We start from the raw sequence: 12,974 nt of genomic DNA, 5'->3' as shown, positions 1-12,974 counted from the left end.
ACCACAGCAGGTTCGAGCGAAAGGCCCCTCATGTCAGTCGATCACGCAGCAGAGTCCGTGTCCGTACGTCAATTGGGCACCCATATCGGCGCACAGATCGACGGCGTCCGGCTGGATGGTGACCTCGCTCCGGAAACGGTCGCGACCATCCGCGCGGCGCTCAACGAGCACAAGGTGATCTTCTTCCGCGATCAGCACCACCTCACCGAGGACACCCAGTACCAATTCGCCGAGTTGCTCGGCAGCCCCACCACCCCGCACCCCACGGTCACCTCCAAGGGTGTGAAGAGCCTGGCGATCGATTCCCAGCACGGCCGGGCCAACAGCTGGCACACCGATGTCACCTTCGTCGACCGGATTCCGAAGGCGTCGATTCTGCGGGCGGTCACGCTGCCCAGCTACGGCGGTTCGACCACCTGGGCCTCCACGGTCGCCGCCTACGATTCGCTGCCGGACTCGCTCAAGCGGCTGGCCGAGGGACTGCGGGCCGTGCACACCAACAAGTACGACTACGCCGCGGCCCAGGAGGATCGCCCGAATCAGCGGTCCAAGGACTATCGCGACGAATTCGAGTCGACCTACTACGAGACCGAACATCCGCTGGTCCGGGTCCACCCGGAGACCGGTGAGCGCGCACTGCTGCTCGGCCACTTCGTCAAGCAGATCGTCGGGCTGACCGGTAACGAATCACATGCGCTGTTCCGGCTTTTCCAGGACCGGGTGACCCGGCTCGAGCACACCACGCGCTGGAACTGGTCTCTCGGCGACGTCGCGATCTGGGACAACCGCGCGACTCAGCACTACGCGATCGACGATTACGACGGCGCCGAGCACCGCAAACTGACCCGGATCACGCTGGCCGGAGATGTCCCGGTGGGTGTGGACGGCCGTCCCAGCACGATCGTCGCCGGCAACGCCGAGCACTACTCGATCGTCGACGAGGTCGCCCGGGCGGCCTGACCGCCACCGCCGGCCGGTGGTTGAATCTGGGTATGGAGATTCGACCGCTGGCCGGCGTTCGGGTGCTGGAGCTGGGCAACTACATCGCGGCGCCCACGGCGGGCCGCATCCTCGGCGACTTCGGCGCCGAGGTGATCAAGGTCGAACGCCCGAAAACCGGTGACGAGCTACGCAATTGGCGCCTCTACGGCGGCGACACCTCGATGCTCTACCGCACCGTCAACCGCAACAAGAAGTCCATCACCCTGGATCTGCGCACCGACGCCGGCCGGGCGATCGTGCTGGATCTGATCCGGCACTGCGATGTGCTGCTGGAGAACTTCCGGCCCGGCATGCTGGAGAAATGGGGCCTGGGACCGGAGGTACTCGACGAGATCAACCCGGACCTGGTCATCACCCGTATCTCGGCCTACGGCCAGACCGGGCCGCTGTCACAACGTCCGGGTTTCGCCGCGGTCGCGGAGGCGGTCGGCGGCCTGCGCGAACTGGTCGGTGATCCGGACCGGCCACCCGTGCGCGTGGGTGTTTCCATCGGCGATTCGATCGCGGGTGTGTACGCCGCCTTCGGCACCGTGCTGGCGCTGTTCCAGCGCACACAGCTCGGCGAGCCGATTCCGTTGCCGCAGCGCATCATCGACGTGGCGCTCAACGAGTCGATCCTGTCGGTGATGGAGTCACTGGTCCCCGACTACGAGGCCTACGGCATCAACCGGCAGCGGGTCGGCGGGCGGATGGAGGGTATCGCGCCCAGTAATGCCTATCCCTGTTCCGACGGCACCAGCATCATCATCGGCGGCAACGGCGACGGAATCTTCCGCCGCTACATGCAGGTGATCGAGCGACCGGATCTGGCCGAGGACCCGGAACTGCAGGACAATGCCGGACGCTGGCGCCATCGCGACCGCCTCGACGCCGCGATCGCCGAGTGGACCGAGCGCCGTACCCGCGAGCAGGCGCTGGCCGTCCTCGAGGAGGCTGCCATTCCGTGCGGCCCCATCTACACCGCCGCCGATATCGTCGACGACGAGCAGTACCGGGCACGCAATATGATTCAGCGTTTTCCCGTCGATGTGGGCGGGGACGAACCCAAGGAGGTCGCCTTCACCGGCATCGTCCCGGTCATCGGCGACCGCTCACTGCCCATCGGTACCGTCGGCCCGGACCTCGGCGAACACACACGTGAGGTGCTGTCGGAGCTGCTGGGAATGTCGGATGCCGATATCGAAGCCCTGGAGCGATGATGAGCCAGACGATCGCCACGGCCGCCCTGCGCGATGTGACGCTGCGCGACGGCCTGCAACTGACCGGAAAAGTACTGCCCACCGACCACAAGGTGGAGATCGTGCGCACCCTGCTCGGACTCGGCGTGCCGGAACTGGAGATCGGCTCGATGGCGCGCCCGGATCTGGTGCCGCCGATGGCCAACAGCCTGGATGTGGTCGCCGCACTGAGTCCCGAAGAGCTGCAACGCTGCTGGGTTTGGGTGGCCACTCCACGGCAGGTCGCCCGGGCCGCCGAGGCCGGTGTCCGCAACTTCCAGTACTGCCTGTCGGTCTCGGATGCGCACAACAAGGCCAATATCGGCCGCACCGCCGAGGACAGCGTGGCCGCGATGCCCGAGGCGGTCCGCTTGACCGAGGAGGTGGGCGGCTCGATCCAGCTGTGTCTGGCCACCTCGTTCACCTGCCCGTTCGACGGCCCGGTCGATCCGGCACGGGTACTGGCCATCGCCGCCGATCCGCGCACCGAGGGCGCCGCCGACATCGTGCTCGCCGATACCCTGGGCCAGGCCCATCCCGCGCAGGTGCACGCGCTGGTCGCCGCCGTCCGCACCGGAACCCCGCAGCGCCGCATCCTGTTCCACGGCCACGACACCTGGGGAATGGGTGTGGCGAACGCACTGGCCGCGATCGCCGCGGGCGCGAGCGCCGTGGACGGGTCCCTGGGTGGACTGGGCGGCTGCCCGTTCGCCCCGGGGGCCAGCGGCAATACGGCCAGCGAGGATCTGCTGTTCGCCACTCGCCCCGACTGGTTCACACCGGCTGCCCTGGCCACCATGGTGGAACTGACCGAAACGCTGCTGACCGATCTGGGGGAACCCAATCGTTCCCGCACCGACGAGGGCGCACGCTCCGAGGCCCGCGCCTTCGAATGGGTCGCGCCCCGGCCCGAGAAAAACTGACTACACCCCGTTGTCCAGGCCGAGCCGAGCCGTGAGCCCGTCCAGCAGACATCCGAGCGTCCACATCACCGGATCGTCGGGACCGGCCCCGGTACGGCCGCGGAACCAGCGGGCGAAGGCCGGGTAGCGCTCGCCGGTGAGTATCGGCTCCAGCACCGGTTTCGCCGCATCGGACAGTTCTGCGTCGGTGTGCAGGCCGACGCGGGCGCGCATCCGCCGCTCCTGTTCCCACTGCAGCGCGGCGCCGAACAGATGGCCGTCCACGGCGCCGGTCAGCAGCGACAGGTCGTCGGCCGAGCGGCCCAGCGGCTCCAACAGCCCGAAGCGGAAGTTGAAGAAGCGCAGCGCATTCGGCCCGAACGGCGGGCGGGTGTGGATCAGTTCACCGAACCACAGATGGCGCTGGAGCACGGTCCAGCTGTCCAGTGCCAGCCGATCCAGCCCGGCGCGCCAGGCCTCGCCGGCGGGCGGCTCGGTCAGCGGGATCTCGGCATAGACGGCGTCGATCATCAGGTCGACCAGCCCGTCCTTACTGCCCACATACCGATACAGCGACATCGGGGTGGACGCGCCCACCGCCTGCGCGACCCGCCGCATGGTCAGCGCGCGGGCACCTTCGGCATCGGCGATCGTCATCGCCGCGCGCAGGATGCCGGCACGACTGAGATTCGTGGTCGGCCTGCCCGGCGGTTCCGGCAGGGTCCAGATCAGCGGCCCGGGTGCCTCGTCTGCCACGTTGCTCACCTCCTTGCCGGAATTCAACCATCGGTGTACAACGTACACATGATGTACAACGTACACTCCGATCCGGTGCTGATCGTCGGCGGCGGCCTCACCGGACTCACCGCAGCCCTGTTCCTGCAGCATCACGGCGTGCCGTCGGTGCTGGTGGAACGCCGTTCGACCACGTCACCCCAGCCCAAGGCGCGCCGCATCAACATCCGGACCATGGAGCTTTTCCGGCAGATCGGCATCGCCGCGGAGGTCGAGGCGGCCGCGGAGGGGCTGGCCGGATATCAGGCGATGGCCGCGGGGCCGACACTCGCGCGGGCCGAGCAGCTCCCCTTCACACTGCCCGGCGGCCTCCCGGACTGGGACGCGATCACACCATCGACAGCCTGCCTCTGCGCCCAGGATCTACTGGAGCCCACACTGCGCGCACTGGCCGAGGCACGGGGCTGCGATATCCGCTTCGACGTCGAATGCGTGGAATTCGCCGAGACCGCAACGGGTCTGACCGCGACGCTGCGAACCGGCGACGGAGAGGTCGGCACCCTGTCGGCCACCTATCTGATCGCGGCCGATGGCGCCCGCAGCCCGATCCGCCGTCATCTGGGCATCGGCCGCCACGGTCGCGGCACCCTCGGCCGTGCGGTGAACGTCTACTTCCGAGCCGATCTCACGGGGCTGGTGCGGGGCCGCGAATTCAATCTCTGCCAGATCGACAACGATCGCGTCCCAGGAGCTTTCGCCAGCATCGACGGTTCCCGGCGGTGGCTGTTCATGAGTACGGCGGAACCGGATCGCCCGGTGGATCTTTGGCCCGACATGTTGCGCGAGGCCATCGGCGTCGCCGATATCGAGGTCGAGGTGCTGAGCGTATTGCCCTGGGAGTCCGGCATGTTCGTCGCCGACCGTTTCTCCTCGGGGCGAGTGTTCCTCGCCGGGGACGCCGCTCATGTCATGCCCCCTTACGCGGCGGCGGGTGCGAATACCGGAATCGAGGACGGCCACAATCTGGCCTGGAAGCTCGCGATGGTGCTGGGCGGTCACACACCCACCACCCTGCTGGACAGCTACGACAGCGAACGCCGCCCGGCCGGGGAGTACATCGCGGACCAGTCGAGTATCCGAACCGCGAATCTGCGCACCATGGCTCACGAGTCCACCGACGGCACCCCACTCGCCGATCCGATCGCACTGATCCTCGGCACCTGCTACCCGGCGGGCGCTTTCGTCGACGACGGAAGTCCGCACACCATGGCGCATCTGGACCTGACCGGTCGCCCGGGCACCCGGCTCCCACATCGTTTCCTCGGCGACGGCCGATCCACACTCGACCTGATCGGGACGAATTTCACCGTTCTCCTCGGACCGGACGCCCCTGCACCGCAGCCGGGTTCGCGGCCGATCGATATCGTTCGCATGGACCACGACTGGTGCTCGACGGTGGGGGTGACCCCGTCCGGCGCACTGCTGGTCCGCCCGGACCAGGTCATCGCGTGGCGGGCGCCGGCCGCACCGCAGGATCCGACCGCCGCACTGGCCCGGGCCTGGGACCTGATCCTCGGCGGCAGCCGCCCGATCGCGGTACCGCGAGAGGTCGATCACCCGAGCTTGACCTCGAGTTGACTCGAGCTTCTAGGTTGGCCACAGCAGAAGTTCGACAACACCGAGGAGTCAGCCATGACAACATCGCGCCCCACCCTGAACAACCCCGCCGAACGCACCGCCGCCGAGCAGGTGGCCGCACATCTGGCCGCGGAGCTGCAGCGCGCGGGCGAAACCGGCGATGCCGATCTGTACGACAACTCCTTCGCGGCCGATGTGCTCTGGGGTACTCCGTTCGGCGCCACCGTCATCGGCTACGACCAGCTCAACCCGATCCACCACAAGCTGATGACCGCACAGGTGGCGCCCTCGTCTGCCTTCGAAGTCGTCACCGCGAACAGTCCCGCGCCCGGCGTGGTCGTCACCCAGATCCGCCGACGGGCCACCGATCCCGCGGCCTTCTCCGAAATGGCGCTGTATGTCCTGGTGCAGCGCGCCGGCCGATGGTGGCTCGCCGCAGCCCAGAACACGCCCCTGAACCCGGAGAAATCACCGCTGGCCCAAACATCGTGAAGCATCGGCGATGAGCACGGATCCCGGCGCCGCGGGCTCGGACATGGCGCGGCGCCACGGCACACGGACAGGGCCGCCGAATCAGCGATTTCCCGATGCGGATTTTCGCCGTACCGCCGAACCTCAGGCGGATCTGTGACCGTCGGCCCGCAACTTCAGCAGGATCAGTCCCGCGGTACACGCCAGAATCAGTCCGGCAACGGTTATTTCGACACGCAGGCCCGCGATACCGAGCACTGCGCCGACCAGCCCACCCAGGAAGATCAACCAACCCGCGATGCGGGCTGTGATCGACCATGCGGTGCGGCTGGATTCGGCGTCGACCGAATCGCCCCGCGACACCGCACGCGTGGGGGATGTCGAATAAGCTCCCATCACTACTCCTCGATGACGCCCACCGAGACGTTCGAAACGTCAGTTTCACCCGGCAAATTACACGCGTCGCATTTGTAACTCTGCTCACACGGTACGTGCCCGTGACCGAAACGCCACACGACACGTGCCCGCAACACGCCGAAAGTTACCATGTTGATATGTGAAACGATGGCTCTTCACGTTACTCTTCGGTATCTTGCGGGCCATCGGCACGCCTGGCCCTGCCCGGCGGATCTCGGTTACTGTGAGGCCACTCGGAAACAGCTTGAGGGAGCACCACATCCATGAACAACAGGGCGGGCAGGGGGGATGACGCCGATCCGGACATCCCGGACCGCCTGAATATGAAGGTGGCGGGTCCCGCGATCGCCGCCGGTGCGGTATCGCTCGGTTTGGTGCTGATCGGAGCATGCGGTATCGGCCACAAGGACGTCTACGTCGCCCCACCGCCACTGGCCGCGGATCTACAGGTGGCATCGACCCCGATCAAACGCAGCGGCACCACGACGACTGCCCAGGTGGCGATTCCACCGTCGCCGTCGTGGCGGGTGGCCGCCAATACCCCACCTCGCCGGACCACCTCGGCGACGTCAGCAACCTCCGCGACCTCGGCCGATACGACAACGAGCTCCGCGACCTCGGCCGATACGACAACGAGCTCCGCACCGAGCTACCCGTCGCTCGCGCCGACCACGACCACACCGAGCACGGCGGATCCCTTCTACAGCGATCCCTACGATCGGGATCCGCTCGACGGCACCACCACGACCACATCGCCGCACCACACGCCGCACTCGGTCGAGGAATCCGATCCCGCCGACCCGTACGCCGCACCCACGACAGAGCCGGACGAGGACAATTGACCGGCCGTTCCGGTCATGAAAAAGGTGGCGGCCCCGCGGATTTCGCGATGACCGCCACCCACTCCGGAGTGCGTTCGGATCAGAGTTCGACCAGTCCGTAATCTCCCACGCGGCGGCTGAGCGCACCCAGGTGTTCGCGCCGGCCACCGAAGGTCTGATCGACGGCGGTGAGCCGGGCGACGTAGTGACTCACCGGATATTCGGTGGTGATACCGATACCGCCGTGCATCTGCACCGCCTCCTGGCCGATATGGCGTGCGCCGCGGCCGACTTGGAGCCGGGCGCGCGAGAGCGCCGTCTCGTCGACCGCCCCCTCGCCGAGCGAAGCGGTCGCGTAGTAACTCATGCTGCGGGCCAGTTCCAGGGAGACATACATGTCCGCGGCCCGCTGAGTGAGGGTCTGGAACTTCGACAGCGTGACCCCGAACTGCTTGCGCGTCTTCAGGTATTCGGTGGTCAGGCGCATCGCCTCGCCCATCGCGCCGACGGACTCCGCACACAGGCTCGCCTGCGCGGTGGCGACGGCCGCGGTGACCGCCGCACCGGCGTCGCCGGCCTCGGCGCCGCCGAGCGGTTCGGCCGGGGCCGAGGCGAATTCGACCTGTGCGCCGCGGCGCTCGTCGAAGGTCCGGTACGGCGTGCGGGTGACTCCCTCGGCGTCGGCGGCCACCAGGAAGACCCGCAACGTGCCATCGTCGGCGCGGGCGGTCACGACGAGTTCGTCGGCGCAGTCACCGTGCGGCACCCGGCTTTTCACGCCGGTGATCCGGTAATCATCGCCCGCCGCGGTGGCGGTGGCACTCACATCGAGGTCCGGCCAGCGCGCACCGGCCTCGTCGTGCGCGAAAGCCAGCAGCCGGGTACCGCCGGTCACCGCGGGAAGGAGGCGCCGGCGCTGTTCGGCGGTGCCCAGTGCGGCGACGAGGCCACCCGGCAGCAGCACCGCGTCCAGCAGCGGCTCGGGTGCCAGAGCGCGCCCGACCTCCTCCATGACGACCATCGTCTCCACGGGGCCCGCGCCGACACCGCCGTCGTCCTCGCTGAAACTCAGTCCCAGCACACCCAATTCGGCCAGCTGCGACCAGACTTCGCGGCTCCAGCCGAGATCGGTGTCGAGCACCTTCAGCCGGTTCTCCGCATCGTAGGTACGGGCCAGCAGATCACGCACCGTGTCGCGCAGCATGACCTGTTCATCGGTGAGATCGAAATCCATGGCTGCGCCTCACAATCCGAGGATGGTGGAGGCGATGATGGTGCGCTGCACCTCGTTCGAGCCTCCGTAGATGCTGGTCTTGCGGAAGTTCAGATAGGTGGGACCGGTGCGCTGCGCCCAATCGGGTGCGGCGATATCGGCCGCGGCCACCGGGACGGCGTCCGGGCCGGCGACATCGAGCATCAACTCGGTGGCCGCCTGCTGCAGTTCGGTACCCCGCAACTTCAGCACCGACGAGACCGGATTCGGTTTACCCTCGGCCGAATTGGCCACCACGCGCAACAGCGTCAGCTCCAGCGCGAGCAGTTCGTTCTCCAGCTCCGCCACCCGCGAGGCGAACACCGGATCCTCGAGCAGCGTGCCCGACCCCGACTTGATCTGCGCCGCATGTTCTTTGGCGGTCTCGACCACCACTTTGGTGCGGCCGACCCCGGCGATACCGGTACGCTCGTTGCCGAGCAGGAACTTGGCGTAGGTCCAGCCCATGTTCTCCTCGCCGACCAGCTGATCGGCGGGAACCCGCACATTCTCGAAGAAGACCTCGTTCACCTCGTGGTGTCCGTCGATCAGCTTGATCGGGCGCACCGTGACCCCGGGTGAATTCACATCGAACAGCAGCATGGAGATGCCGGCCTGCTTCTTCGGCGCATTCGGATCGGTGCGTACCAGGCAGAAGATCCAATCGGCGTACTGAGCCAGCGTGGTCCAGATCTTCTGCCCGTTGACGATGTAGGAATCGCCGTCGCGCACGGCGGTGGTGCGCAGCGAGGCGAGATCGGAACCGGCGTCCGGCTCGGAAAAGCCCTGACACCACCAGATGTCCAGCGCCGCGGTCGGCGGGAGGAAACGCTGCTTGAGTTCCTCGGAACCGAACTGCGCGATCACCGGGCCGATCATGTTCGCGTTGAAGGTCAACGGCTCGGGCACGCAGGCCAGCTGCATCTCGTCTTCCCAGATGTGGCGCTGCATGGAGGTCCAGTCCTGGCCACCCCACGCCGCCGGCCACTTCGGCACCGCGATTCCCTTGCCGTGCAGCAGTTTATGGGCGGTGACTATGTCGTCGCGGGAAAGTTCCCGGCCGTTTTTGACCTTGTCCCGGATCTCGGCCGGAATCTCGGTCCGAAAAAACGCACGCAGATCGTCCCGGAAGGCCACCTCGTCGGGTGACAGGGCAAGTTTCATGGGCATCTCCCACCGTATTCGTAGGTCCGAACCGAATCTACGCCTCGATCCGAACCGATCGTCGACCGGATCATAAACGACGAATCGCGCGAAATACCTCGATCACGACAGACCGGATACCGATCGGTAACAACCAGGAACCGCTAGGTTGTCGCGAAAAGGGCGCACCCAGCGACGTTCCTCCGAGAATTCGCTAAGTTAATATCAATTCGCATCTGCTGGGCGGGCTTCGCCGGCATCGGCCACACGCGCGACACGGCGGGCCGACCCCGCGGCCGGTGATGGCGGCGTCACCCGGCGGTACCGATATCCGGCGACGGCGTGGCCGGGCGGGCATGGGCGTGGGAGACCGAACCGGTGTCGCCACCGCTGTGCCGATGCCGGGCACCGGCTCGTCGCCGGGCGCTCCCGGTGCGGCAGCTCGTTGCCGAATCCGCAAAAAATCTGGCCCGATCCGCAATCGCCGGGCCATCCTCGGATCGGGTGCCGATCCAGGCCCACGACCATCCGCGACAAGGAGTTCCATGTCAGCCACATCCCCCACCGAACCCGCCCTGTTCTGGGAACAGCGCTACCGCGACAGCGACCGGATCTGGAGCGGCAACCCCAATCCGCTGCTGGTCCGCGAGACGACCGGCCTGCGTCCCGGACGAGCCCTCGATCTGGGGTGCGGTGAAGGTGCCGACGCGGTCTGGCTGGCCGAACAGGGCTGGCAAGTGACCGGCGTGGACATCTCCGCGACCGCATTGAGCCGCGCCGCCGTGCACGCCGAACAGGCCGGTGTGGCCGATCGGGTCACCTGGCAGCGCCACGAACTCGGTGCCAGTTTCCCGGACGGCAGTTTCGATCTGGTCAATGCCCAGTTCCTGCAGTCACCGGTGGCCCTGGATCAGGACGGGGTGCTGCGCCGTGCTGCCGAGGCCGTGGCACCCGGCGGCACCCTGCTGATCGTGATGCACGCCGGCTGGCCGACCTGGATGACGCCGCAGGAGTACCCCTTCGACGCCGAATTCCCCACCCGCGATGGGGTGCTGAGCGGGCTGAACCTGTCCGACGACTGGACCCCGGCCACACTGGAAGCGGTGGAACGCCCGATCACCGCACCCGATGGCCGCGAGGGCACCCGCGCCGACAATGTGTGGCGACTGACCCGCGCTGCGGCCGCGCGCGACTAACTGCGGGGCTTGCGGCGGTCGTGCTTGCGACCGCCCTCCCGGCGCGGACCACGGGTCATGGGGCGATGCGACGGCGGGCCCTGATCCAGCTGCAGCTGGATCAGCACCCCGCTGATCCGGGTGCGGCGCAAGGCGTCCAGGGTCTCCGAGGACAGATCGGCGGGGAGCTCCACCAGGCTGTGGTCCGGCCGGATGCTGATATGACCGAAATCGCTGCGGCGCAGCCCGCCCTCGTTGGCGATGGCGCCGACGATCGCACCGGGGACGACGCGGTGGCGTTTGCCGACCGCGATTCGGTAGGTCGCCATGTCCGCACCGCTGGCGCGGTGCCGCTGCGGGCCTTCGGACCGGCGCTCGCGGTCCTCGCGGGGAGCGCGCTCCCGGCGAGGCGGGCGGATCGGCTCGGCCTCGGGCTCCATGAAGAAGTTCTCGCCGTCGTGGCCACCGATCGCCAGGGCGGCGGCGATATCGGCCAGCGGGATGTTGTGCTCGGCCTCGTAGTCCTCGATGAGCTTGCGGAACAGCGCGAGATTCGGCGATGCCAGATTCTCGGTGATCGCATCGTGGAACTTGACCACACGCTGGGCGTTCACATCGTCGACGCTGGGCAGCTGCATCTCGGTCAACGGCTGGCGGGTGGCGCGTTCGATGGCGTCGAGCAGGCGCCGCTCGCGGGGGGCGACGAACAACAGCGCCTCACCCGTGCGACCGGCACGGCCGGTGCGGCCGATGCGGTGCACATAGGACTCGGTGTCGTGCGGAATGTCGTAGTTGACCACATGCGAGATGCGGTCGACATCGAGTCCGCGCGCGGCCACATCGGTGGCGACCAGGATGTCCAGGGTGCCGGACTTCAGCTGACCGATGGTGCGTTCGCGCTGATTCTGCGCGATGTCACCGTTGATGGCAGCGGCCGAGTAACCACGTGAGCGCAACTTCTCGGCCAGTTCCTCGGTGGCCTGCTTGGTGCGCACGAAGATGATCATGGCCTCGAACGGCTCGACCTCGAGAATACGGGTCAGTGCGTCGAGTTTGCGCTGGTAGGAGACGTGCACCCAGCGCTGGGTGATATTGGTGTTGGTCGAGGTCTTGGACTTGACCGTGATCTCGACCGGATCCTTCAGATACTGCTTGGAGATCTTGCGGATCACCGAGGGCATCGTCGCCGAGAACAGCGCGACCTGCTTCTCCCGCGGAGTGTCACGCAGAATGCGCTCCACATCCTCTTGGAAGCCCATCTTCAGCATCTCGTCGGCCTCGTCGAGGACCAGATACCGCAGCTCGGTCAGGTCGAGGGTGCCGCGTTCGAGATGGTCGATGACACGGCCCGGTGTTCCGACGACGACCTGCGCGCCGCGCCGCAATCCTTGCAACTGCACCGCGTAGTTCTGGCCGCCGTAGATCGGCAGGACGTGAACCCCGGGCAGATGCGCCGAGTACCGGCCGAATGCCTCGGCGACCTGGATCGCCAGCTCGCGGGTGGGTGCGAGCACCAGCGCCTGCGGCGGCTTCGGCCGCTTGTCCAGGCCCATCAGGATCGGGATGGCGAAGGCCGCGGTCTTACCGGTACCGGTCTGGGCGAGACCGACGACATCGGCGCCCGACAACAGCGGCGGAATGGTGGCGGCCTGAATCGGCGACGGCGACTCGTAACCCACATCGGCGATGGCCGCGAGCAGCCGGTCGTCGATGCCGAGATCGGCGAACGACGGCTCGGAGGTGGTGCTCTCGGAGGTGGCGCTGCCGGACACCGACGCGGCGACCGCGTCCGATCCGGACACGGTGGCCTCGGCGGGCACCGCACTCTCGTCGCGGTACCCGGTGGCGGCGTCCGCGGGACCTTCTTGGTTGCGCTCGTCTGCGCCTTCGGGCCTGTCGTCCCCGCCGCTGGGTACGCTGTCGACCGATGAGTTGTTCATATTGACCAGCAGTTTAATGCCTCACGCTGGCCGCCCGGACCATCGGGCCAATACGGTGAGACGTATGCAACCGCAGCAGCCGCCCTCGCGAGCCGTTCCGGAATCCGCCGAAACCCTGCGGCCCACCGCATCTGCGCCCGCAGAGCCGGACTCCTCGCCCGTCGTGGATCCGCCGGCGAGTGACGAACCCGACACCTCCGAACCGTCTCCCGGCACCGGATCGACCGCCGGAATCGTGGTCGGCTACTCGGCCACCCTCGA

Annotated in this window: 12 protein-coding genes; 7 read left to right on the top strand and 5 right to left on the bottom strand. The window is 67.4% G+C overall.

Features of this window, described 5'->3' with window-relative positions; all coding sequences use genetic code 11:
* Nucleotides 1–30: 30 nt before the first annotated feature.
* The 3 genes from AB0L57_RS19260 to AB0L57_RS19250 are packed head-to-tail and all read left to right on the top strand — an operon-like array spanning nucleotide 31 to nucleotide 3,142.
* The gene (locus tag AB0L57_RS19260; protein WP_364963738.1) at nucleotides 31–960 is read left to right on the top strand and encodes a TauD/TfdA family dioxygenase; all 930 of its coding nucleotides are present in this window, start codon (nucleotides 31–33) and stop codon (nucleotides 958–960) included.
* Between the two features lie 32 nt (nucleotides 961–992).
* Nucleotides 993–2,201 carry a CaiB/BaiF CoA-transferase family protein gene (locus tag AB0L57_RS19255; RefSeq protein ID WP_364963735.1) on the top strand — a complete coding sequence of 403 codons (1,209 nt, stop codon included), beginning with the start codon at nucleotides 993–995 and terminating at the stop codon, nucleotides 2,199–2,201.
* On the top strand, nucleotides 2,201–3,142 hold the full coding sequence (locus tag AB0L57_RS19250; protein WP_364963733.1) for a hydroxymethylglutaryl-CoA lyase: 942 nt from the start codon (nucleotides 2,201–2,203) through the stop codon (nucleotides 3,140–3,142). The genes AB0L57_RS19255 and AB0L57_RS19250 overlap by 1 nt, the downstream gene beginning before the upstream one ends.
* Here AB0L57_RS19250 and AB0L57_RS19245 read toward each other — a convergent pair whose 3' ends face one another.
* A complete protein-coding gene (locus tag AB0L57_RS19245) occupies nucleotides 3,143–3,886 on the bottom strand; it encodes a TetR/AcrR family transcriptional regulator (RefSeq protein WP_364963731.1) in 744 nt (247 codons plus the stop codon).
* A gap of 39 nt (nucleotides 3,887–3,925) precedes the next feature.
* On the opposite strand from AB0L57_RS19245, the gene AB0L57_RS19240 reads away from it, so the two are divergent.
* A complete protein-coding gene (locus AB0L57_RS19240) occupies nucleotides 3,926–5,494 on the top strand; it encodes an FAD-dependent monooxygenase (protein ID WP_364963728.1) in 1,569 nt (522 codons plus the stop codon).
* 54 nt (nucleotides 5,495–5,548) lie between these two features.
* Nucleotides 5,549–5,986: an SgcJ/EcaC family oxidoreductase gene (locus AB0L57_RS19235; RefSeq protein WP_364963726.1), complete on the top strand. Its 438-nt coding sequence runs from the start codon at nucleotides 5,549–5,551 to the stop codon at nucleotides 5,984–5,986.
* Nucleotides 5,987–6,109: 123 nt separating this feature from the next.
* Here AB0L57_RS19235 and AB0L57_RS19230 read toward each other — a convergent pair whose 3' ends face one another.
* Nucleotides 6,110–6,361, bottom strand: coding sequence for a hypothetical protein (locus AB0L57_RS19230; RefSeq protein WP_364963725.1), 252 nt, complete (start codon nucleotides 6,359–6,361; stop codon nucleotides 6,110–6,112).
* 284 nt (nucleotides 6,362–6,645) lie between these two features.
* On the opposite strand from AB0L57_RS19230, the gene AB0L57_RS19225 reads away from it, so the two are divergent.
* The gene (locus AB0L57_RS19225) at nucleotides 6,646–7,224 is read left to right on the top strand and encodes a hypothetical protein (RefSeq protein WP_364963723.1); all 579 of its coding nucleotides are present in this window, start codon (nucleotides 6,646–6,648) and stop codon (nucleotides 7,222–7,224) included.
* Nucleotides 7,225–7,303: 79 nt separating this feature from the next.
* On the opposite strand, the gene AB0L57_RS19220 is transcribed toward AB0L57_RS19225, so the two are convergent.
* Together AB0L57_RS19220 and AB0L57_RS19215 are read right to left on the bottom strand one after the other, a co-directional pair.
* Complete coding sequence (locus tag AB0L57_RS19220) at nucleotides 7,304–8,437, bottom strand: acyl-CoA dehydrogenase family protein (protein WP_364963721.1); 1,134 nt, start codon at nucleotides 8,435–8,437, stop codon at nucleotides 7,304–7,306.
* A 9-nt stretch (nucleotides 8,438–8,446) separates the two neighbouring features.
* Nucleotides 8,447–9,619, bottom strand: a complete 1,173-nt coding sequence (locus AB0L57_RS19215) for an acyl-CoA dehydrogenase family protein (RefSeq protein ID WP_364963718.1) — start codon at nucleotides 9,617–9,619, stop codon at nucleotides 8,447–8,449.
* 524 nt (nucleotides 9,620–10,143) lie between these two features.
* On the opposite strand from AB0L57_RS19215, the gene AB0L57_RS19210 reads away from it, so the two are divergent.
* On the top strand, nucleotides 10,144–10,794 hold the full coding sequence (locus tag AB0L57_RS19210) for a class I SAM-dependent methyltransferase (RefSeq protein WP_364963716.1): 651 nt from the start codon (nucleotides 10,144–10,146) through the stop codon (nucleotides 10,792–10,794).
* Here the strand turns inward: AB0L57_RS19210 and AB0L57_RS19205 are convergent.
* Nucleotides 10,791–12,713, bottom strand: a complete 1,923-nt coding sequence (locus tag AB0L57_RS19205; protein ID WP_364963713.1) for a DEAD/DEAH box helicase — start codon at nucleotides 12,711–12,713, stop codon at nucleotides 10,791–10,793. The genes AB0L57_RS19210 and AB0L57_RS19205 overlap by 4 nt on opposite strands.
* Nucleotides 12,714–12,974 lie beyond the last annotated feature (261 nt).

Origin of the sequence: Nocardia sp. NPDC052254 (assembly GCF_040679495.1) — a bacterium.
In the GTDB taxonomy this organism is placed as follows: domain Bacteria; phylum Actinomycetota; class Actinomycetes; order Mycobacteriales; family Mycobacteriaceae; genus Nocardia.
This window is presented reverse-complemented; position numbering and strand designations above follow the sequence as displayed.